The organism is Paenochrobactrum pullorum, assembly GCF_041929845.1.
Classification (GTDB): domain Bacteria; phylum Pseudomonadota; class Alphaproteobacteria; order Rhizobiales; family Rhizobiaceae; genus Paenochrobactrum; species Paenochrobactrum pullorum.
Genome location: NZ_JBHEEH010000004.1, coordinates 181,941 through 201,991 on the forward strand (window position 1 = coordinate 181,941; position 20,051 = coordinate 201,991).

General features: G+C 46.0%; 23 protein-coding genes. 15 read left to right on the forward strand and 8 right to left on the reverse strand.

Annotated features, from left to right (window positions below):
- Window positions 1-20 precede the first annotated feature (20 nt).
- The 4 genes from JNC77_RS09475 (at window position 21) to JNC77_RS09490 (ending at window position 4,276) form a co-directional block, all read left to right on the forward strand.
- Window positions 21-1,826 (forward strand): acetolactate synthase 3 large subunit, encoded by a 1,806-nt coding sequence (locus JNC77_RS09475; RefSeq protein WP_374831810.1) that lies wholly within the window; start codon window positions 21-23, stop codon window positions 1,824-1,826.
- A 17-nt stretch (window positions 1,827-1,843) separates the two neighbouring features.
- Window positions 1,844-2,416: an acetolactate synthase small subunit gene (gene ilvN, locus JNC77_RS09480; protein ID WP_343804001.1), complete on the forward strand. Its 573-nt coding sequence runs from the start codon at window positions 1,844-1,846 to the stop codon at window positions 2,414-2,416.
- Window positions 2,417-2,492: 76 nt separating this feature from the next.
- The gene (locus JNC77_RS09485) at window positions 2,493-3,089 is read left to right on the forward strand and encodes a LysE family translocator (protein WP_374831812.1); all 597 of its coding nucleotides are present in this window, start codon (window positions 2,493-2,495) and stop codon (window positions 3,087-3,089) included.
- A gap of 59 nt (window positions 3,090-3,148) precedes the next feature.
- Window positions 3,149-4,276, forward strand: a complete 1,128-nt coding sequence (locus JNC77_RS09490; RefSeq protein WP_374831815.1) for an ATP-dependent DNA helicase — start codon at window positions 3,149-3,151, stop codon at window positions 4,274-4,276.
- A gap of 2 nt (window positions 4,277-4,278) precedes the next feature.
- Here JNC77_RS09490 and JNC77_RS09495 read toward each other — a convergent pair whose 3' ends face one another.
- Complete coding sequence (locus tag JNC77_RS09495; RefSeq protein ID WP_374831817.1) at window positions 4,279-4,671, reverse strand: SpoIIAA family protein; 393 nt, start codon at window positions 4,669-4,671, stop codon at window positions 4,279-4,281.
- Window positions 4,672-4,851: 180 nt separating this feature from the next.
- Here JNC77_RS09495 and JNC77_RS09500 point away from each other — a divergent pair, with 180 nt between their 5' ends.
- The 6 genes from JNC77_RS09500 (at window position 4,852) to JNC77_RS09525 (ending at window position 11,591) form a co-directional block, all read left to right on the forward strand.
- Complete coding sequence (locus JNC77_RS09500) at window positions 4,852-5,592, forward strand: pyridoxine 5'-phosphate synthase (protein ID WP_374831819.1); 741 nt, start codon at window positions 4,852-4,854, stop codon at window positions 5,590-5,592.
- Window positions 5,593-5,827: 235 nt separating this feature from the next.
- Window positions 5,828-7,735, forward strand: a complete 1,908-nt coding sequence (locus JNC77_RS09505) for a potassium transporter Kup (protein WP_374831867.1) — start codon at window positions 5,828-5,830, stop codon at window positions 7,733-7,735.
- A 187-nt stretch (window positions 7,736-7,922) separates the two neighbouring features.
- Complete coding sequence (locus JNC77_RS09510) at window positions 7,923-8,543, forward strand: TetR/AcrR family transcriptional regulator (RefSeq protein WP_374831869.1); 621 nt, start codon at window positions 7,923-7,925, stop codon at window positions 8,541-8,543.
- A gap of 61 nt (window positions 8,544-8,604) precedes the next feature.
- A complete protein-coding gene (ilvC, locus tag JNC77_RS09515) occupies window positions 8,605-9,624 on the forward strand; it encodes a ketol-acid reductoisomerase (RefSeq protein ID WP_374831821.1) in 1,020 nt (339 codons plus the stop codon).
- A 222-nt stretch (window positions 9,625-9,846) separates the two neighbouring features.
- Complete coding sequence (locus tag JNC77_RS09520) at window positions 9,847-10,557, forward strand: NUDIX hydrolase (protein WP_374831823.1); 711 nt, start codon at window positions 9,847-9,849, stop codon at window positions 10,555-10,557.
- A gap of 119 nt (window positions 10,558-10,676) precedes the next feature.
- On the forward strand, window positions 10,677-11,591 hold the full coding sequence (locus tag JNC77_RS09525; RefSeq protein WP_374831825.1) for a PhzF family protein: 915 nt from the start codon (window positions 10,677-10,679) through the stop codon (window positions 11,589-11,591).
- A 64-nt stretch (window positions 11,592-11,655) separates the two neighbouring features.
- On the opposite strand, the gene JNC77_RS09530 is transcribed toward JNC77_RS09525, so the two are convergent.
- The gene (locus JNC77_RS09530) at window positions 11,656-12,099 is read right to left on the reverse strand and encodes a universal stress protein (RefSeq protein WP_374831827.1); all 444 of its coding nucleotides are present in this window, start codon (window positions 12,097-12,099) and stop codon (window positions 11,656-11,658) included.
- 167 nt (window positions 12,100-12,266) lie between these two features.
- Entirely contained in the window at window positions 12,267-12,803 is a 537-nt protein-coding gene (locus JNC77_RS09535; protein ID WP_374831829.1) for a hypothetical protein, read from the reverse strand.
- A gap of 219 nt (window positions 12,804-13,022) precedes the next feature.
- Here JNC77_RS09535 and JNC77_RS09540 point away from each other — a divergent pair, with 219 nt between their 5' ends.
- A complete protein-coding gene (locus JNC77_RS09540; protein WP_374831831.1) occupies window positions 13,023-13,502 on the forward strand; it encodes a nucleoside deaminase in 480 nt (159 codons plus the stop codon).
- A gap of 55 nt (window positions 13,503-13,557) precedes the next feature.
- Here JNC77_RS09540 and JNC77_RS09545 read toward each other — a convergent pair whose 3' ends face one another.
- Window positions 13,558-13,857, reverse strand: coding sequence for a helix-turn-helix domain-containing protein (locus JNC77_RS09545; RefSeq protein WP_374831833.1), 300 nt, complete (start codon window positions 13,855-13,857; stop codon window positions 13,558-13,560).
- A gap of 160 nt (window positions 13,858-14,017) precedes the next feature.
- On the opposite strand from JNC77_RS09545, the gene JNC77_RS09550 reads away from it, so the two are divergent.
- Window positions 14,018-14,227, forward strand: a complete 210-nt coding sequence (locus JNC77_RS09550; RefSeq protein ID WP_374831835.1) for a hypothetical protein — start codon at window positions 14,018-14,020, stop codon at window positions 14,225-14,227.
- Window positions 14,228-14,237: 10 nt separating this feature from the next.
- Here JNC77_RS09550 and JNC77_RS09555 read toward each other — a convergent pair whose 3' ends face one another.
- On the reverse strand, window positions 14,238-14,792 hold the full coding sequence (locus JNC77_RS09555) for an AAA family ATPase (protein WP_374831837.1): 555 nt from the start codon (window positions 14,790-14,792) through the stop codon (window positions 14,238-14,240).
- Between the two features lie 2 nt (window positions 14,793-14,794).
- Window positions 14,795-15,352: a P-loop NTPase family protein gene (locus tag JNC77_RS09560; protein ID WP_374831839.1), complete on the reverse strand. Its 558-nt coding sequence runs from the start codon at window positions 15,350-15,352 to the stop codon at window positions 14,795-14,797.
- A gap of 9 nt (window positions 15,353-15,361) precedes the next feature.
- On the opposite strand from JNC77_RS09560, the gene JNC77_RS09565 reads away from it, so the two are divergent.
- Both JNC77_RS09565 and JNC77_RS09570 read left to right on the forward strand, forming a co-directional pair.
- A complete protein-coding gene (locus JNC77_RS09565; protein WP_374831841.1) occupies window positions 15,362-15,520 on the forward strand; it encodes a hypothetical protein in 159 nt (52 codons plus the stop codon).
- Between the two features lie 1,371 nt (window positions 15,521-16,891).
- Window positions 16,892-17,170 (forward strand): hypothetical protein, encoded by a 279-nt coding sequence (locus tag JNC77_RS09570; protein WP_374831843.1) that lies wholly within the window; start codon window positions 16,892-16,894, stop codon window positions 17,168-17,170.
- A 1,029-nt stretch (window positions 17,171-18,199) separates the two neighbouring features.
- Here the strand turns inward: JNC77_RS09570 and JNC77_RS09575 are convergent.
- Both JNC77_RS09575 and JNC77_RS09580 read right to left on the reverse strand, forming a co-directional pair.
- Window positions 18,200-18,547, reverse strand: a complete 348-nt coding sequence (locus JNC77_RS09575; protein WP_374831845.1) for a hypothetical protein — start codon at window positions 18,545-18,547, stop codon at window positions 18,200-18,202.
- Between the two features lie 202 nt (window positions 18,548-18,749).
- A complete protein-coding gene (locus tag JNC77_RS09580) occupies window positions 18,750-18,884 on the reverse strand; it encodes a hypothetical protein (protein ID WP_374831847.1) in 135 nt (44 codons plus the stop codon).
- 436 nt (window positions 18,885-19,320) lie between these two features.
- Between JNC77_RS09580 and JNC77_RS09585 the strand changes: the two genes are divergently transcribed.
- Entirely contained in the window at window positions 19,321-19,857 is a 537-nt protein-coding gene (locus tag JNC77_RS09585) for a lipocalin family protein (protein ID WP_374831849.1), read from the forward strand.
- Window positions 19,858-20,051: the final 194 nt, after the last annotated feature.

The following is a 20,051-nucleotide window of genomic DNA, read 5'->3' on the forward strand; positions in this document are numbered from 1 at the left end:
CACAGACAGGAACTAAGGAAATGACTGCAGGTAAACGCGAGGCGGGCACGGGTTCGACAGAACAACGGGAAATGACCGGAGCTGAAATGGTCATTCAGGCCATGATCGACCATGGTGTGGAACATATTTTCGGCTATCCCGGCGGTGCTGTCCTTCCTATCTATGACGAGCTTTTCCAGCAGGATCAGGTGCAGCATATTCTGGTGCGTCACGAGCAGGGTGCCGGTCATGCGGCTGAAGGTTATGCGCGTTCTACCGGCAAGCTCGGCGTGATGCTGGTAACCTCCGGCCCTGGTGCCACCAATGCGGTGACCCCTTTGCAAGATGCTTTGATGGATTCCATCCCGCTGTTGTGCATTTCCGGTCAGGTGCCGACCTCATTGATCGGTACGGATGCGTTTCAGGAAGCTGATACCATCGGCATCACCCGTCCTTGCACCAAGCACAACTGGCTGGTGAAAGACGTCAACGACCTGTCTCGTATCCTGCATGAAGCTATCCATGTGGCGACTACGGGCCGTCCCGGGCCTGTTCTGGTTGATATTCCTAAAGATATTCAGTTCGCGACCGGTATCTACACACCACCACAAACTTCGCCGCGCACCAGTTATCGTCCGGTTTTAAACGGCGACACCCGTGATATCGCGCAAGCCGTGGAAATGCTGTTGAAGGCGAAAAAGCCGGTCATCTACAGCGGTGGGGGTGTTATCAATTCCGGAGTTGCTGCTTCCAAGTTACTGCGCGAATTGGTCGAGCTTGGCAATTTCCCGATCACTTCAACGCTGATGGGTTTGGGTGCTTATCCGGCGTCGGGCGATAATTGGCTTGGCATGCTCGGTATGCATGGTACTTATGAAGCCAATATGACCATGCATGATTGTGATGTGATGCTGTGTGTTGGTGCGCGTTTTGATGACCGTATCACCGGACGTCTGGATGCTTTCTCGCCGTTTTCGAAGAAAATTCACATTGATATTGATGCGTCTTCCATCAATAAAACCGTTCGTGTTGATCTGCCGATCATCGGCGATGTCGCGCATGTTCTGGAAGATATGAACCGTCAGATTCGTGCGTCCTCCACAAGCCAAGACAAGAATGCGCTTGGCGGCTGGTGGGATCAAATTAAGCGTTGGCGTGCCCGTAACTCATTGGCATATAAGACGAATAATGATGTTATTATGCCGCAATATGCGCTGGAACGTTTGAATGAGCTGACTAAAAAGCACAAAACATTTATCACCACTGAAGTTGGCCAGCATCAGATGTGGGCAGCGCAGTTTATCCATTTTGACGAGCCGAACCGCTGGATGACATCAGGTGGCTTGGGCACGATGGGCTATGGTCTGCCGGCAGCGTTAGGCGTGCAGATTGCCCATCCGGATGCCTTAGTGATTGATGTGGCCGGCGATGCGTCTATCCAGATGTGTATTCAGGAGATGTCTGCCGCCATTCAGCATGGTGCGCCGATCAAGATTTTTATTTTGAATAACCAATATATGGGTATGGTGCGTCAATGGCAGCAATTGCTGCATGGCAACCGTTTGTCTCATTCTTACACCGAAGCCATGCCTGATTTTGTTAAATTGGCAGAAGCTTATGGCGCGCATGGTATCCGTTGCGACAAGCCATCGAAACTGGATGCAGCCATTGAAGAAATGATTGCCGTCAACAAGCCGGTGATCTTTGATTGCCGTGTGGCTAATCTAGCCAACTGTTTCCCGATGATTCCATCTGGTAAAGCGCATAATGAAATGCTTTTGCCGGATGAAGCAACGGATGAAGTTGTTGCCAATGCCATTGATGCTGAAGGTCGTTTGCTCGTTTGAGCCGGAGGGAAGATATTATGAATGCACAAAATCTAGCATCCGGTTCCGCATATTTCATTGCGACCGAAACACAGACACCAGAAACCCACACTTTGGCCGTTCTGGTTGATAATGAACCGGGCGTTCTTGCCCGCGTGATTGGTCTTTTCTCCGGTCGTGGCTATAATATTGAAAGCCTCACCGTGTCGGAAACCGAGCACGAACAGCATTTGTCGCGCATTACCATCGTGACACGCGGCACACCGCATGTGCTCGATCAGATCCGTCATCAGCTGGAGCGTATTGTACCGGTTCACCGCGTGGTCGATTTGAGCCACCGCGCGATTGAGCTTGGCTATGATCGCCCGATCGAGCGTGAACTGGCACTGATTAAAGTGGCAGGCAAAGGTGAAGCACGCGCTGAAACCTTGCGTTTGACCGATGCGTTTAATGCAAAAATCGTTGATGCAACGACCGAGCATTTCATTGTGGAAATTACCGGCAAAACTGCCAAGGTGGATCAGTTTATTTCGCTGATGAAACCGCTCGGGCTGGTTGAGGTTTGCCGCACCGGTGTTTCTGCGATGAACCGCGGCCCGCAAGGCATGTAATTTTATATAAAAGGTGGCTGTATGTGCATGTTTCATGCAGTCACCATTTTTGCGCCCGCGGGAGGGCATCAGCGCTATGTCTGCTGAAATATTTTTGACCCTTGCAGTTTTTGCCTTTGCAACTTCAATCACACCCGGCCCAAACAATCTGATGCTGCTGGCATCGGGCGTAAACTTTGGTTTTCGTCGCACGCTGCCGCATATGATCGGCATCGGTGTTGGCTTTTTCGTGCTGCTGATTGGTATCGGTTTGGGGCTTGGCGCCTTGCTGGAAATGGTGCCGCCGCTTTATCTGGCGCTAAAATTTGCCGGTGGGGCTTATATGCTTTATCTGGCCTGGAAAATTGCCACCTCCACGAGTGTTGGCGAAAGCAAAAAGGCGGATGGCAAGCCGATGAGCTTTTTGCAGGCGGCTGCTTTTCAATGGGTAAACCCGAAAGCATGGGTGATGGGTGTTACCGGCATTGCTACTTATGTCAGTCACGATAATTACTGGCTGTCACTATTGCTGGTGAGCGTAGTTTTTGCGCTGGTTAATTTTCCTAGCGTTTCCTTATGGGCGGGGTTTGGAACTTTGCTGCGTAATTGGCTTTCTGATCCGGTGAAGCTTAAAATTTTCAATATCGTGATGGCCCTGCTTTTAGTGGCCAGTCTTTGGCCGATGTTAAAATAATCTTCACTCTTTGTTCCGGTTGGTCTTGCCCTTACGCGGCGAATCCTGTCTGAAGGGGTATGCAGTTTTCACCGGAACAAGATCAGGCTCTTCAGGAAGTCGAAAAATGGTTGAAAGCGGGTCGTAGCCCGATCTTTCGCCTGTTCGGCTATGCGGGGACTGGTAAGACAACATTGGCGCGCTATTTTGCTGAACACGTCGACGGCGATGTTCAGTTCGCAGCCTTTACAGGTAAGGCCGCGCAGGTTTTGCGCAGCAAAGGTGCGAGCAATGCCCGCACCCTTCATTCACTGATTTATCGCCCTAAAGGCGAAGAGGCGATTGAGGATGAAACAACGGGTAAAACATCCATTGCGCCGACCTTCTCATTGAACCGTCAAAGCCCTGTCGCCAAAGCCAGCATGATTGTTGTTGACGAATGCTCGATGGTTGATGAGCAATTGGGACGCGATTTGATGTCTTTCGGCACACCGATTTTGGTGCTGGGTGATCCGGGTCAGCTGCCGCCGATTTCCGGTGGCGGCTTTTTCACCGAACATGAGCCGGATTATCTGCTGACTGAAATTCACCGGCAAGCGCGTGACAACCCAATCATCCAGATGGCGCTCGATGTGCGGGAAGGGCGTGATCTGGCTTATGGCGATTATGGCCGTGCACGGGTGATTTCTAAATCACAAGTCGATCAGGCGGAAGTGCTGGCAGCCGATCAGGTATTGGTTGGTACCAACAGAACGCGCAAACGCTATAATCAGCGCCTGCGTGAGTTGAAAGGCTTCACAGCCGATTATCCGCAAGCGGGCGACAAGCTTGTCTGTTTACGCAATGATCCGGCCAAAGGCTTGCTCAATGGTTCATTGTGGAAGGTGATGACTTCATCACGCGAGACCGTGAAGCCGGGCATTAATCTTTTGGTTTCGCCGGAAGATGACGAGCCGGGTCGCGGCGTTGCCAAGATCAAACTATTGAAAGCACAATTTGAAGATCCGGATACGGAAATTCCTTGGAGCACCAAAAAGCGCTTTGATGATTTTGATTATGGCTATGCGCTTACTACCCATAAGGCGCAGGGTTCGCAGTGGAATAATGTGGTGCTGTTTGACGAAAGCTATGCCTTTCGCGATACGCGCGAGCGCTGGCTTTATACGGCCATCACCCGCGCGGCTGAACAGTTGATCATCGTCAAATAAGTTCAAACAGGTTTGGCGTCAAGCCAAGCCCAAGCCTCGCTCTCGTCGTCTGCATTGAAAGCTCTGATTTCGACGGAGAGAAATGGCTGCACCAGTGCGATGCTGGCCTCAAGCCATAATGGCCCGTTGATCACAGCGTATTTTTTAAGATGCTTGAGTGCATCATTGCGTAAATCCTGAGTTGTTTGCGAAAACAGAGTTGGCCAATCTACACCTTCATAATCCACAAGCCGGATCAGAAGGTCGATAGCTTCATGCTGGCTGTAAGCACCGGTAAGCAAGCCATAGATGTTTTCCACTTCTGCACTGGTGATATGGCCCGCTATTTCATAAGCGAATAAATCATCCCGGTTGGTTTCAATTTTGCGGATGGCTGAAACAGTGTCATTACGCATACAACTTCTCCTTGTGCTAAGTGATAACAGTGTGAGGGCAGGAAATGGCATTCTCGTGGCATAGCAAGACGGCTGAAAACCGGCTTTCGCTAAAAACCTTGCCCCAATATAGCATCATTGACCAATGGATGCGGGGTTTGTAATCAAGTCCCACTTGAACTGATAAAGACAGGGGCGGTTATGTCGGCAAAATTATCTGTAAATATGAATGCTATCGCCATGTTGCGCAATCGACGTGATTTGCCATGGCCAAGTGTTACAGGACTAGGGCGCATTGCTTTAGCTGCTGGCGCTTGCGGGTTGACCGTGCATCCGCGCCCTGATCAACGTCATATCAGATTTTCTGATCTGACTGATATTCGTGCACTTTTGGATGATGAGTTTCCGCAAGCCGAATTTAATGTTGAAGGTTATCCGAGCGAGGACTTTCTGGAACTGGTGGAAAAGCATCAGCCGGAGCAGGTGACATTGGTGCCTGATGATCCGGCGCAATCCACCTCCGATCATGGTTGGGATTTTGATAAAAGTGCAGAAACATTGGTGCCTGTCATTGCACGTTTGAAGGCGCAGCATATACGTGTGTCGCTGTTTGTTGATCCGACCGAAAAGGGTCTCGACATTGCGAAACACTTGGGCGCGGATCGGGTGGAGTTTTTCACCGGCCCTTATGGCGCCTGTTACGATCAGCCGCAAAAGGCTTTAATTGAATTGGAACAGCTGCGTCTGGCGGCTGCCAAAGCTGATAGTCTGGACTTGGAAATCAATGCTGGACATGACTTGACTGTCGAGAATATTACAGCGCTAACTATGGTTATTCCATCTTTAAAAGAGGTGTCTATCGGTCATGGTTTGACGGCAGATGCTTTGATTTACGGAATGGAGGCAAGCGTTAAGCGCTTTATCGCTGCTTTGGAAAGTTGAGTATTAAACTTTCACCCAATTACTTAAGTTTGTTTGACATGGCCTGTACGTTGTAGAGACGTGCAGGCCATTTGTTTAAATAAATGCATTTTTTTACGGAACGAATTTTTATGTCGTTTGTTAACGGTCTTGGCGCTTGCAGGCAGACTATAAATATGTATGCCTATCTTAGCCAAGCCGCATTACTTTATTTATAAGGCGTCAGAGCATGAACAGCGGAAGCAGTTTTTCGCATATGTCTCAACCACCACGTTTTGAAAATGATGATCTGGAGATCGACAATCCAAAGCCGGATTCGATGCGGCTTTTAATTCTCGGTGCTTTGGGTGTGGTTTATGGCGATATCGGCACCAGTCCGATTTATGCTTTTCGTGAAGCGTTGCGTGCTGCAAGCGGTGATGATGCGATCGAACGCGCTGATATTTTAGGCGTTGTCTCACTGATTTTTTGGGCTTTGACGCTGGTTGTGACCGTCAAATATGTGCTCTTTGTTTTGCGCGCCGATAATAACGGTGAGGGCGGTATTTTATCGCTGATGGCGCTGGTGCAAAGCGGCGTTAAAAAATATCCGGATATTATTTTAGGCGTCGGGATTTGTGGGGCGGCACTTTTCTTTGGTGATGCCGTTATTACGCCAGCCATCTCCGTTCTATCCGCCGTTGAAGGATTGGAAATAGTTGCTCCCAATTTAAGTCATTTTGTCGTGCCGATTACGGTAGCCATTTTGTTGGTGCTTTTTGCTATTCAAAAATACGGCACTGGCAGAGTGGCAATCATCTTTGGCCCCATAATGCTGATATGGTTTTTGGCTTTAGGCGGATTTGGCCTGTATCATATTTTTGATGACCCATCGGTGATGGCTGCATTAAACCCTTATTTTGCTTTACATTTCTTAATTTCCAGCCCTGCAACGGCTTTTATCACCGTAGGCGCCGTGTTTTTGGCGATGACTGGTGCGGAAGCATTATATGCCGATCTGGGGCATTTTGGCGTTAAGCCGATTGTGCGCGCTTGGATTTGGGTTGTTTTCCCATGTCTGTTGCTCAATTATTTCGGGCAGGCCGCTTTTGTATTTTCTCATGGTAGTATGCCGGATCTGCCATTTTATCAGATGTTGCCGACATTTGCGCTTTGGCCGATGGTGATTTTGGCAACCCTTGCCACCGTGATTGCCAGTCAGGCTGTGCTAAGCGGTGCTTTTTCGGTGGCGCGCCAAGCCGTGCAGATGGGACTGCTGCCGCGACTTGAAATTCAGCACACATCAGAAAAACTGCATGGACAGATTTATATTCCTAAAGTGAATTTAGTGATCGGCCTTACGGTGATTTTGCTGGTTTTTGGTTTTGAAAAATCCAGTAATCTGGCTTCTGCTTACGGGATAGCCGTCACGGGCAATATGCTGGTGACCACCAGCCTGTTCTTCTTTGTGATGTCCAAAGTGTGGAAATGGCGTTTGGCTGTTGTTGTGCCGTTGATCGCTGGTTTTCTGGTAATTGATCTGCTCTTTTTCACCGCAAATATTTTTAAAGTTTTGGATGGGGGTTGGGTATCATTGCTGATGGCAATGCTCGTTGGTCTGACCATGTGGACATGGGTGCGTGGCTCGCGGTTGTTGCTGGCTAAAACCCGTAAAAGCGAGGTGGAGCTTGAGGCTGTTGTAAAGCAACTGGATAAGAAACCACCATTATTGGTGCCCGGCACTGCGGTTTTCCTGACCAGCAATTTGCATTCGGCGCCCACAGCACTGCTGCATAGTTTGAAACATTATAAGGTTTTGCATGAAAGTAATGTTTTTCTCACTATTGCGACAGTGCATAAACCTTGGGTCAAAGCGGCCGACCGCGCCCGTGTTTCGCAATTTAATGAGCGCTTCATGCAGGTGACGTTGAGCTTTGGCTATATGCAGCAGCCGAATATCCCGCGTGCTTTGGGGGCTTGCCGCAAACTTGGCTGGAAATATGACATCATGACCACGTCTTTTTTCTTGTCACGGCGTACATTAAAAGCCTCACCGCAATCAGAAATGCCGCTTTGGCAGTCTAAATATTTCATTATATTGGCGCGCAGCGCCGCCGATGCGACGCAATATTTCCATATTCCGACAGGACGTGTGGTGGAAATCGGGACACAGGTGAATATCTAAAGCGCTTAGCGTAATAAAATTTCAAAATTTAGCTGAAATGTAAAACACCCTTGACGCGTGTGGAATCTCCTTTTATGAATAAGAACCGTACCGTACGGTACAGATTTGAGATCTGGAGGGGTTCTGATTCATCATGTCAGCAGAAGATACGCAAAACAGTTCAATGCATAATGAAGCCGCGGATAATATGCGTGCTGAATTTTCGCATGGATTGTCGCCGCGTCAGAACGATGTTCTGGAGCAGGCCTTGCGTTTGCTGGTGGAAGGGGGCGACCGTGCGCTGACGACATCAGGTATTGCGCGCGCTGCCAATTGCTCGAAAGAAAGCCTTTATAAATGGTTTGGCGATCGTGATGGTTTGCTGACTGAAATGGTGCGCTGGCAAGCATCCAAAGTGCGGGTTGTGCCGGTGGCGCGTGAAAAGCTGGACGCAGAAGCGCTTTTTTCAACGCTCGAACATTTTGCCCGTGACTGGTTGTTGGTTTTGTCTGGCGAGACTTCCATTGCTTTGAACCGTTTGGCGGTCAGTCATGCAGGTTCGGGTAAGTCCGCCTTGGGGCGTATAGTTGTGGCCAACGGCCCCGCTGCAATGGCTGCGCGTTTGAAGCCGGTTTTAACCATGGGGCAGGAAGCGGGCTTGCTTTCTTTTGATGATGCAGATGAAGCTTTCCGGACATTTTTCGGTCTGGTTGTACGTGACATACAAATTCGTTTGCTGCTGGGGGATGAGCGCAAACTGGATGATGCTGAAGTTATTCGTGATGCCAGACGGGCAACACGACAGTTTTTTGCCCTCTACGGGGCATAGAGGAACGGCGACCGCAAGGAAGCCTTAAAAGATAACACGCTTTAACAAAGGGACACTTAAAATGCGCGTTTATTATGATAGTGATGCCGACGTAAACCTGATCAAAACCAAGAATGTTGTTATTGTTGGTTATGGTTCACAGGGTCGTGCACACGCACTGAACTTGAAAGATTCCGGTGCAGAAAAAATCCGCATTGCACTGCGTGAAGATTCAGCAACCGTTGCTAAAGCTAAAGCTGACGGCTTTGAAGTTATGAATGTTGCAGATGCAGCCAAATGGGCTGATCTGATGATGATGGCGACCCCTGACGAGTTGCAGGCCGACATCTATAAAGATCATATCCATGCTAATCTGCGTGACGGTGCAGCGATTGCTTTCGCACACGGTCTGAACGTTCATTTCGGTCTGATCGAAACGAAAAAGACCGTTGACGTTGTGATGATTGCGCCTAAAGGCCCTGGCCACACCGTGCGCGGCGAATATCAGAAAGGTGGCGGCGTTCCTTGCCTCATTGCTATCCATCAGGATGCTTCCGGCAATGCGCATGATCTGGCTTTGTCATATGCTTCAGGCGTTGGCGGCGGTCGTTCCGGCGTTATCGAAACCACTTTCAAAGAAGAGTGCGAAACCGACTTGTTTGGTGAACAGGCCGTTCTTTGCGGTGGTGTTGTTGAACTCATCCGCACTGGCTTTGAAGTTCTGGTTGAAGCAGGTTACGCACCTGAAATGGCTTACTTTGAGTGCTTGCACGAAATGAAGCTGATTGTTGACCTGATCTATGAAGGCGGTATCGCCAACATGAACTACTCGATCTCCAACACTGCTGAATGGGGTGAGTATGTTTCGGGTCCACGCGTGATCAATGCTGAAACCAAGCAGGAAATGAAGCGCATTCTGCATGATATTCAAACTGGTAAGTTTACCTCTGACTGGATGCAGGAATATAGAGCTGGTGCATCCCGCTTCAAGGGTATCCGCCGTATGAACGACGATCACCAGATCGAAGAAGTTGGTGCAAAGCTGCGTGGTATGATGCCATGGATTGCTAAGAACAAACTGGTTGACAAAACCCGCAACTAATTCGTTATTTTCGCGGCTATGCCGCGAGGGTGATCGCTAAGAACAAGCTGGTTGATAACACCCGTAATTAATTTTGCAGTTTTTGCATGATTGAAAGCCGCCCTGTCTTTTCAATAAGGCAGGGCGGCTTTTTTTATTGTCTGATATCTATTTGGATAATCACCGTTTAAATTTTCAAACACAGTGCGCTATGGTGCAGCATCAATTGAATGGGATAAATCAATGGATCAATGCCGTGAAAATACCGTTTATAAAGCCACACAAATTGATGTGCGCATTGTGGATGGGCCGCTTGATTATGCAGTGCAACACAGTGAGGCGATTGCAGAAAACTGGCAGCAGGAAGTGAAAAGACAGTCGGCGCTTTTTAACGGCGAGCTTTATCTGGCGCCTGAAGCACGGTTTGAAAATGGTGTTTTTGAAGCAGGTTTTATCCGCGATTTTTATGCGACATTGATGTATTGGCGCAAAGATCAGGAACCGGTGCGCCCTTGGCATATTTTCGGTATCGGGGTGATCGTCTCATCCGATAATGTTCTTATCGCGGCGCGTATGGGAGGCTCGACGGCTGCCGCATCCCGCATCTATTTTCCTGCCGGTTCGATTGATGATCATGATGTGAAAAACGGCTTCGTTGATTATGATTTTAATATGCACCGTGAGGTTAAAGAAGAAACAGGGCTGGATTTGAGAGATGCACAGGCAGAGGAGGGCTATATACTTGTCACCGGAAATCGCTCGGTTGCTTTGTTCAAACGTCATTATTTTGACAAAACAGCAGCAGAACTGACGGCGCAAATTCGTGAGACATTAGCAGCACAAGTCGAGCCGGAACTTGATGATGTTATTGCTGTTTCGGCGGCGGGAATGATGGGCGAGGACACCCCCACATATGTACGTGCTTTTGCGGACTGGCATTTTAGCGATAAATAAACTCTAAGCAGTGGATGACATTGTAAGAAAATCGGGTATCTATAGAGGCGCGACGGAGTGGCGTTATTCTATTGAATAGAGCGCCTCTGATTTCGACAGATTTGTGAGGCAATTACCGGATGTCATCTGCAAGATTTTATGAAATCTACGATGTTTTCACCGATAAGGCTTTGGCCGGAAATCCACTTGCTATCGTTCATGATGCACAAGGGTTGACGGATGCGGAAATGCTTTCCATCGCACGCGAGTTTAATTTATCGGAAACGGTATTTATTTGCGAGGCTGATAATCCGCAGCATAGGGCAGCAATCAGAATTTTTACGCCTGGTTTTGAGCTGCCATTTGCCGGTCATCCGACCGTTGGCACCGCCATTTCGCTGGTGGAAAGATTGCAAAATCAAGCGCAAGTTGATCAGATAATTGTTCTGGAAGAAAAAATCGGTCTGGTGCGCTGTGTCGTCAATAGGCAGGAAAAAGTAAGTTTTGCCGAATTTGATTTGCCGCAATTGCCTAAACAGTTGGAAATTAAAATCGAGCGTGAAGAAGCCGCTGCTGCCATCGGCCTTGGTGCACATGAGGTTGGTTTTGAAAATCATGTGCCGGGTGTGTGGAGTGCAGGTGCACCTTATCTGATGATACCGGTTGCCAATATGATTGCTGCCGCCAAAGTTTCTATTGATCCAGTTTTTGTGCGTGAAAATCTGGCGAATGTAAACGGGCGTTCATTGCCTGTTTATATTTATTGCCGCGATACGCGTTTGTTTGACAGTGATTATCACGCCAGAATGTTTGTAACTGAAGGCAATGTTTATGAAGATCCGGCGACCGGCTCGGCTGTTGCTGCTTTTTCCGGGGTCGTGCATAAATTTGATCAGCCGCTTGATGGCATTGCGCAATTATGGATCGAACAGGGCATCGAGATGGGGCGCCAGTCGCGCATCCGTCTGGAGCTGGAGGTTAAACAGCAGATTTTAATCAATGCGCGTATTGGCGGCAGTGCGGTTAAAGTTGCTGACGGGCATCTTTATTTGTGACAAAAATAAAAAAGAGCAGCTCTTGGAACTGCTCTTTTCATTGATAATTTGATTTTTTTGATAATCAACGAACGACCAGAACCGGTACTTGGCTCATATTGATGACTTCATTGGTCTGGCTGCCGAGCAACATGCGCTTCAAGCCGGTGCGGCCATGTGATGCCATCACGATCAAATCACAGCCAAGTTGCTTCGAGGCTTCCAAAATAGCATCGGCGGCTGAAATATTGCTCATATGCAGTGTATCAACCTTGATGTTCAATCCGTCAGCGCGCTGCTTGGCTTCATTCAGCGTTTTGTCGGCATAATCTTTCCATTCTTGATCATACTGGTCAATGAAAGCCTGCGTGTCTGTCCAGCCGCCCGGCAAACCGGAAATGGTATATGGCGATGTGACAGTGATGATGGTGGATTTACTATTGAGCTTCTGTGCCAGATTCAAACCCTGCTCGACTGATTTTTCGGAGTGAGCGGAACCGTCTGTGGTGATGAGAATATGATTATACATGGGACTACCTTTTTATCGCTCGGATAAAATGCTGTTCTTTACAGGCTGTAGCAATGATTATAATCAATGAAACAGCTATTTTCTAACGACTTAAACTATGTTTTGATAAAACATCTGCTCAGTCATTAAAAAAAGCGAGGCTTGACGAAGCCTCGCTTTAAAATCAATCAGGATGCGTTTTTCTGGCGATTGTCGATTTTTGCCTGTGCCACGCTTGCTGCTTTTTTCTGACGGCCACGTTCCATAGGGTTGATCAGATTTTTTGCACGGATGGCAGCGGTATCTTTAACGCCTTTATGAGCGTGACGTGTGTTGAAAGGCGTTTTGGTGTCGGCTGCGGCCTTTTTAAGTTCCAATGCATGTTCGGCATTGGCGATAAGCTCAAGATGAGCAGCCATTTGCTGACGACGCTGGCTTTCCGCATTCAAACGGCTCATTGCCATGGCCAGAACGCGGACTTTCAAGCGGGAGCCGTCATCAGCTGTAGATGGCGTCGTGCCACGCGGTGCCGAACGGCCTTTCATTTCGCGGCGGCGTTGATTGGCAGCTGTTTTTGCTTTTTCACGGCGTTCGCGTACCAGTTTAATCAAAGATTTAAGTTCAGCATCAGAAAGGTCTTGAAGCTCAGGGTGGCGCGATTTTGAAACAAGCTCAAGCTCATCTTTATTCAGCGCGCGGTCTTCATCTTTACGGGTGATGGCCATTATTTATTTCCTTTCCGTTCATTTGATGCGCAATTAAATTTAACACATGTTGAAGCATTAAATTTATTGAATATACTTTATTCAACGAGAAATTATATTCTTCAAGCTATAAAATTGATTTTATTCCATTTAATGAAATTGAAGACTGCGGCAGAAATATGCGCATCCTGCTTTTTTCAGGAAAATATAAGGCAAAAAAACTTCGAGAAAGGAACGTGGATGATTACGGAAAATGATCATAAATATCTGCAACGCTGTGTCGCGTTGGCAAGTGTGGCTGTTGATAAAGGCGATGAGCCCTTCGGTTCGATTTTGGTATCCGCTGATGGCAAAATTCTCTTTGAAGATCACAATCACGTCGCAGGCGGCGATCATACCCAGCATCCGGAATTTGCCATTGCCCGCTGGGCAGGGCAAAATATGTCACCAGAAGAACGGCGGGCTGCCACAGTTTATACATCCGGTGAACATTGTGCGATGTGTGCAGCGGCGCATGGTTGGGCGGAGCTTGGCCGCATTGTTTATGCCAGTTCCACAGAACAATTGATCACTTGGCTAAGCGAGCTTGGCGTAAAATCAGGCAAAGTTAAGCCGCTTCGCATTGGTGAAGTGATCAAAGATACAGTGGTTGAAGGGCCGGTCGAACCTTTTGCCAGTGAAGTGCATAAGCTTCACATCCGCTTTCATCAGCAAAAATAAATGTTGTAATCAAATTTAAAAAGCGACCCGTAAGGGTCGCTTTGTTTGAATGAGTTCAAGGCACGTCATCCGAGCGCACAATGCCTCCTTCACTTTCTAGTGTCGAAAGGCGTCTGGTTTCCGAAGCGGTGAATTTCAACCGTACACCGACACCGCGTGTATCTTCCGGTATAAAGACTGCGCCTAAATCTTCCAAGGCATCTTGAAGTTTTTCGATTGTGGCAGCGTCAGGTTTATCGAGCTGTCTTTCGAAATGCTCAATCGTTTTTTCATCAACGCCTGAAGTGGAAGCTAGTCGGTCGCGAGAAATTTCAGTTAGTGCTCGTGCTGCACGACATAGTGGCCCGGTTATCATAGTGTTCTCCTTGCAGTCATTGCGATCGTAGTGCTTGTTATTGTAATGATCTAAACCCGTCTTGGTTCCGTAATTTTATGATCTTGCTATATTTTACAGCAGCTTCAAGCTATTATTGTGGTACTTTTATAAATACGCGCTTTGGATACCGGTGCACTGTATGACCAGAATTATTTTGATGAGTTTCGGGGTTCTTATCTGTGCCGGAAGTAGTTTATATTTCTATTACCTGAGCAATTTCTGGTGCAATGCGGGTATTTTTAAATGTCTGAAATTTACCGATGATTGGGCAGTCAGTGTTTTTTATATTCCGACCGCGATTGGTATCTTCTTTATTCTAGCCGGTTTGATGGTCAGTCGAAAAATCTGAAAACGCCAATTTAAACAATATCGGCTGTTTGATCGAGAATAAATTGAACGCGGCTGGAAAGCGCCAATTTAGGCACTTCAATCAGCTGATAGCCTAATGAGCGATAGGCCGTAACCATCGCATTATAAGTATCGATTGCAATTTCAAAGGTTTGTTTGCGTTCTTCATCCTGAGCGTAAATGTCTTTCCAGGGTGGCAGAATAAAGACTTTATTATTATACCGATAATGATCAGCGGCCTTAACAATATGCGCTGGCACTGCAAGCGCAGTGAGGTTCAAATAACCGATAATATCGGGTACGCCACGATCAAAAAAAGTCAGGCATCCCGCTTTTTCAGCTATATGCCATGAGCGCATTTCCCAACCTAGCATTTGTTCGGCAAAACCGGCAGGATCAATCCAGGGGCGATAAGGGCCTTCAATCAAATTCTGGCTTTGAATAATGCCTCTGCCTGCCTCTTCAGAAGTGTGACAGCCTTGTTGAGCCAAAGCATTCAACAGGCTGGTTTTTCCGGCACCCGGCCCACCTGTCAGAACGATGAATTTGTCAAATACATTGTTCATAATTAACCTCTTTGTCGTTTGCGGGTATAAGCTTGTAAATCCCAATCTTTATAAAGAGCTCTGAGTTCATTGGTTAAGTGCACTTCGACAAGCGGCAGTTGCGAAGCGTGTAGAATTCGGGAATATTTTTGATCACTATCTTTGGTTTTGAAAGCAATCCAGTCGATCATTTCCCATTTGATGCCATCTTGTGCACCCTCCAAATGGCCGGCACGATCAGGATTATTGAGGAGGGTCCGTTTGAAATAACGGTATAGGCGCAACCAACGATTGGATGTCAGCAGGATGGCGCCTGTTGCCCGCTCAAGCCGTGCCGGCATTAATTTGCTGTAATTGCCTTCAATAATCCATTGATCTTTTAGAATCGCCTGATTATGCAAGTTTTCAAACTCTTCATCGGCGCGCATTTTCCAATTTGTGTTGGGTAAATGGCGAAATTGATCAAGATGGTATGCAGGAACGCCAATTTTGCGTGAAATGGCAACAGCTAATGTGGATTTACCTGCATTTGAAGGGCCAATAATAACGATACGTTCCCCTAGAGAATTTAAAGGCAGCATAAAAACACCATGACTTATTGTGGTTTTAAAGAAGCGGCAATTAAGATTGAGGGAGTTGAAGCATTATCTTGTGCTATTGTCGCAAAATATTTTCCGGTCACGCCGGAATATTTAAATCATGAAGAGAGTTTGGTGGGTGCGACAGGGATCGAGCCTGTGATCTCCTGATTAAGAGGTCGGAGTTTTTTCTTGTTTTCGTGTCTTATCCTTATAAATGTCAATAGTTTTTCTTCAATTAAATTAAGTGGTTATAATTGAAGTGTAAACTATTTTTGCTCGTTTAATTATGTTGTAGAGCTCAATATTCTGGTCATCTAATTTGTAATTATGCGAATTGGTTTATGGGAAGCTATCTTTAAAATTGAAAAAGGTTGTCTGTATTCAGGATAAGTTATTAACCAATCTAGGAAGTCATGAAGTTTTTCGCCATTATAAATAATTTGGGAATGTGCTCGGGCTATTTGATTTTTTGTATATTAAAAATATCATCTGAATAAACATGGGCGAATTTCACCCCGATATCATATACAGTTGATTTAACTGAATCGACTATAATTCTATTGAACTAAGCATCGGGGCATCCTAAAATATTGATAATAAAATTACTTTTACTATTATATACTCTATATAAAAATATATTTTTTAATTTATATTTAAATAATAAATCTATTATGGATATATATTTTAAATCTTATTTATATAAATTGCAACTGATAGGGAACGCTTTGCTTGTTTCGCTACAAATTTCTTACTTACGACCAACATTTCTTTGACTAAGCCTAAATCAGCTTCGCCTTGGATAAGCTGATATTATGCCATTTGCATTGGAGTTAAGGCTGCACTGCCTTGGTTTTTTGGCTGCACTGATTGTTGTTTCAGTATGAATTTCAAGTGCCGCGCTTATGCTGCGAGCTCCTTATTATCTACTAGATCAAGCGGGTTGATGCTGTACAAAAAAACCTGCCGCTTCTAACTGCCTCCAAATTGAGGAGCGGCTGTCTGAGCCGATGAAAAGGCTTCTGTGGTGACGGTCACAGGTGCGGTGACGAAGATGCGGATTTCCAGATAGGCATCACGCAAGCACTTGTTGAATCAGTAATAAAGGAGCGGGAGTTCCTCACCATATTCCTGGAGCCAGTCAGCCGACCATTTGTGGTAGTTTTTCCATGCATTTTCATAAGTTTTGACTGTTTTGAATAATCGCGGGGGTGCTTAGCAGGTCGACGGCGGATATGGCTGTAACCTTTTGTGCATCTGCTAAATCTGTGTGTGCAATCTTTAAAGCTGCGGACATTTTCTAACTCTATCATTTAGCGGATCACGGCTATTGTCTCTTCCCGCTGTTGATGGATTTAAATTGCCAATATGGTAATTATTCCATGTACACTTTGCATCCGACCGGGGATCTGGTCAAATTAGGGCAACAAAAAAACTGCACTGGCCGGCCTGATTCCGGATAGTTAGGTAATACTAAACTTAGGTGCTATAATGTTTTTGTCTTCATTGGGTAACCCATTACGAAGGCGGAGGGATAAAAACATGTCATCCAACAATGTAATCACTCAGCTATATTCTAAGGATATTGCCATTATCAATGCAGCACTTTTACAGGTGTGTACTGCAACTTTAATTAAAATCGATAGTACTGAAGGTCAAGCATTAGCTAATTCAGCAATGCGTCAGTATTTAACCGGCAAATTTCATCAAAAAAAGCTAGTCGATTATCTTCTGACTTCCATCAATATGTCGGATAGGTTGCAAAGACGGGTGGAAAGAATTGCTGAAGCAATACCGATTAGCCGATCCAAAACAGTTTAAAACGACCTATGAGGTTCAGTTCGATTAGGTACAGAAATAAATTTGCTTCCAGTAAGGCTATTTAGTCTGTCATACTAAAAACCCCGCTAGTACGGGGTTTCAATTACATTGCATATTGAATGGGTTTGAATTTTCTTTTTGTCAGGCTGCATTTGAGCCTACAGGGCTACGTATTAGTCTTTTTCAAGTAGCTTGAGTAGTTGTTTGTTAACCATAAGTATATTGACAATTGCTAGTCATCATAATCCCATTCTATGGAGTGGATCAGATGGCAATATTTTAAGTGGTTCAATCAAGCAGTGCGGCTAAAGGCGGCTTTAGAGCAGATAATCCGGTTGTCAGCACAATTAACAAATCAAGCTATCCGCATGGTTATAAGGCTTGCAGAGCGTAAGCCAATGGTCTTGGCGCTCAGTGCGTGAAGGCAATGAAAAGACCGCGAATATCTAGAGCGTGTCGCACTTAATCGTATCCACTGTGCTCGCTCTAGCGTTTTGTTTTTACGCATGTCTTTATCCCAAAACCGGTGCCCACTTTTGGGAGACATGCTTTAGCTTTATATGGATGCGTTGGGGATGGCGTAATGAAACCAGCAACTATGCTTATCAATGACTGGTTCTCCAAGAACGGTGACGCTCGTAAGTTCAAGCAAGGAGAGGGGGCAATTTTAAGCTGTACAATTCTATCTTGCGGAAAAGTATATTGTCATTGCGAAGAAAGGCCTCCGCTACCGGACAGGGCATGGAGATTGCAGACATCGCAAAGACGTAGCGCGAAAATACCACCTACGGCGATTATCTTAAAGGTGATCTCGACGCTTTAGCTGATGATTGGGGATATAAAACACGCTAAGTCGTTGCTTGCTTCAGAGGAATGTACGGTATTTTGTATCGTCGTGATTTTCAGTTAAAGCATAATCTGATTTAAGGGCAGTTTAAAACGCCCTTTTTCAGTTTGCGTATTTTAATTCTTAACTGCCCATTCCACATAGTTCTTCTATGGGATGGTAGCTTTTTAAGAAAATGAAAATTAACCAGCAGCTAGTGCATCTGCACATGCTCTTGCTAAATCGTTGTTAGGTTTATCTGTTCCCAAAGGAGTAGCCCATCCTGCTTTTTCAATGACGCTTCTTTTGTTATATCCTGCTACAGCTTTGAGTTCGGCTAGGATGTCTGTAACACGTGGGTCGCTTTGGGATAATGCAACGCAATAAGGTGTTAAGGCAGTACTTACAGCTGCGATTGATGCGCTGCTTGATTGCTGCTGAGCTGTCGACTGCGTAACCCAGCCTGCCCAGCTGAAACCAACCGCCCACAGAACAAGTGCTCCGGCCACAGCTCCATAAAGAGCTGGTTTAATCCATACTGGCATATTCATGATGTATCCAATCTATATGGGTTAAAGTAAAAATATAATTTTCATAGTCATTATGCACTTGTGCGAATTCGCGTTTAAATCTGAGATGCCAATGTATATGTTATGAGCAAAGTTCATCATATTTAGGATGCTAAAAATGACTTAACTTCGTGGCCTCGTTATTTTATTTTATGAGAGGCCACCATAAAATTATAAGTAAAACTTATTTTTTTAATGGAGTTTTTTGAGGTGTTGGAAACCGGCTGGCACCCGGTTCTGGTGTTGCTGTATTTGTTACCGTTTTATCTTTTTTAGGCTTTTTGGCTTCACGGTTTCCGCGATTCATACCTTTTGCCATGATGCATTCCTTTATTTGAACATAATTTAATTGATGTAATTTCTTCGTAAAATATCAGCAGAACTTAGCGTGGATTACATTTCTGTTGTTTGTTGTATGCTTTAAATGCAACATGGTTCTCTTATGCTGAATTAAGCTAGGAACTGGTGATATACAGCGCATATTGGAGACGCGTATCAGAAAACGATTGTTTTTACGCATATTTCTGGAGGACACATCGCCATCCTTGTTGGGGCTAGGGGGTCGCACCCGTAACCGATAGCGCCCGCTTCAAATACTATCGAGGTACCCACCATGCGCTTTATGTTCTGATAAAGCAACAATGATGAGTGAATATGTCATGAGGTTATGCAAAGCGGTTTTGCTTTTTATCCATATCGCTTTGGGAACACTAAATACTTATATACGTTGATGTTATAGCCAACAGGAGTTTGTTATGAGCGCTAAAAAGATATTATTGGCCGCAATAGGATTAGTCGCTGGCTATAAATTGTATAAAGCAAGCAATCCTAAAATTCCTGAGAATGTGGTACCGGTCACAGGGTTTGATTTAAACCGCTATCTTGGCAAATGGTTTGAAGTCGCCCGCGTCGACAACCGTTTCGAGAAAGGCTTAATCAAAACGACAGCCGAATATACTCTTAACGGTGATGGCACTGTAAGTGTACTAAATAGCGGTGTTGATGAAGTATCCGATCGACACAAACGTGCTTCCGGAACAGCTGTGTTTGTGCAAGGGAAAGACGTCGGAGCGCTGAAAGTTTCTTTCTTTGGTCCATTCTATGGCGGTTACAACATTGTCGCCTTAGACGAAGATTACCAGTGGGCGATAATCGCCGGATCCAGTCCGAAATACTTTTGGGTGTTATCCCGTACCCCTAATGTGCCAACAGAATTAAGAGAGCGGGCTATTCAAGCTGCTGTTAATATTGGGATAAATCCTAAAAATATTAACTGGGTAAGTCAGGCTTGAAAGAACAGATGCTTGTATAATCTTTTTATGTGCTTGAGGCACTTGGTTTAGCGCCCACTGCGCAACCTTTATTTTCCCATTCGCTTTGCTCTCCAGCATTATTAATGATGGATGTAATGGACTTGATGTGGTGGACGGCCTCCTGATCCGCTTTTGTGCGATAGTGTGGTTGTTTTTAAAAGCCACCAAGGAGA

Bases quoted from the DNA above. Each gene is read 5' to 3' on its own strand.
- JNC77_RS09535 (WP_374831829.1), bottom strand. From the start codon at position 12,803: ATGGCCATCACCCGTAAAGATGAAGACCGCGCGCTGAATAAAGATGAG.
- JNC77_RS09525 (WP_374831825.1), top strand. From the start codon at position 10,677: ATGTCATCTGCAAGATTTTATGAAATCTACGATGTTTTCACCGATAAG.
- JNC77_RS09490 (WP_374831815.1), top strand. From the start codon at position 3,149: ATGCAGTTTTCACCGGAACAAGATCAGGCTCTTCAGGAAGTCGAAAAA.
- JNC77_RS09565 (WP_374831841.1), top strand. From the start codon at position 15,362: ATGACTTATTGTGGTTTTAAAGAAGCGGCAATTAAGATTGAGGGAGTT.
- JNC77_RS09580 (WP_374831847.1), bottom strand. From the start codon at position 18,884: ATGGCAAAAGGTATGAATCGCGGAAACCGTGAAGCCAAAAAGCCTAAA.
- ilvN (WP_343804001.1), top strand. From the start codon at position 1,844: ATGAATGCACAAAATCTAGCATCCGGTTCCGCATATTTCATTGCGACC.
- ilvC (WP_374831821.1), top strand. From the start codon at position 8,605: ATGCGCGTTTATTATGATAGTGATGCCGACGTAAACCTGATCAAAACC.
- JNC77_RS09545 (WP_374831833.1), bottom strand. From the start codon at position 13,857: ATGATAACCGGGCCACTATGTCGTGCAGCACGAGCACTAACTGAAATT.
- JNC77_RS09500 (WP_374831819.1), top strand. From the start codon at position 4,852: ATGTCGGCAAAATTATCTGTAAATATGAATGCTATCGCCATGTTGCGC.
- JNC77_RS09520 (WP_374831823.1), top strand. From the start codon at position 9,847: ATGGATCAATGCCGTGAAAATACCGTTTATAAAGCCACACAAATTGAT.
- JNC77_RS09505 (WP_374831867.1), top strand. From the start codon at position 5,828: ATGTCTCAACCACCACGTTTTGAAAATGATGATCTGGAGATCGACAAT.
- JNC77_RS09475 (WP_374831810.1), top strand. From the start codon at position 21: ATGACTGCAGGTAAACGCGAGGCGGGCACGGGTTCGACAGAACAACGG.
- JNC77_RS09540 (WP_374831831.1), top strand. From the start codon at position 13,023: ATGATTACGGAAAATGATCATAAATATCTGCAACGCTGTGTCGCGTTG.
- JNC77_RS09560 (WP_374831839.1), bottom strand. From the start codon at position 15,352: ATGCTGCCTTTAAATTCTCTAGGGGAACGTATCGTTATTATTGGCCCT.
- JNC77_RS09550 (WP_374831835.1), top strand. From the start codon at position 14,018: ATGACCAGAATTATTTTGATGAGTTTCGGGGTTCTTATCTGTGCCGGA.
- JNC77_RS09495 (WP_374831817.1), bottom strand. From the start codon at position 4,671: ATGCGTAATGACACTGTTTCAGCCATCCGCAAAATTGAAACCAACCGG.
- JNC77_RS09530 (WP_374831827.1), bottom strand. From the start codon at position 12,099: ATGTATAATCATATTCTCATCACCACAGACGGTTCCGCTCACTCCGAA.
- JNC77_RS09485 (WP_374831812.1), top strand. From the start codon at position 2,493: ATGTCTGCTGAAATATTTTTGACCCTTGCAGTTTTTGCCTTTGCAACT.
- JNC77_RS09555 (WP_374831837.1), bottom strand. From the start codon at position 14,792: ATGAACAATGTATTTGACAAATTCATCGTTCTGACAGGTGGGCCGGGT.
- JNC77_RS09585 (WP_374831849.1), top strand. From the start codon at position 19,321: ATGAGCGCTAAAAAGATATTATTGGCCGCAATAGGATTAGTCGCTGGC.
- JNC77_RS09570 (WP_374831843.1), top strand. From the start codon at position 16,892: ATGTCATCCAACAATGTAATCACTCAGCTATATTCTAAGGATATTGCC.
- JNC77_RS09575 (WP_374831845.1), bottom strand. From the start codon at position 18,547: ATGAATATGCCAGTATGGATTAAACCAGCTCTTTATGGAGCTGTGGCC.
- JNC77_RS09510 (WP_374831869.1), top strand. From the start codon at position 7,923: ATGCGTGCTGAATTTTCGCATGGATTGTCGCCGCGTCAGAACGATGTT.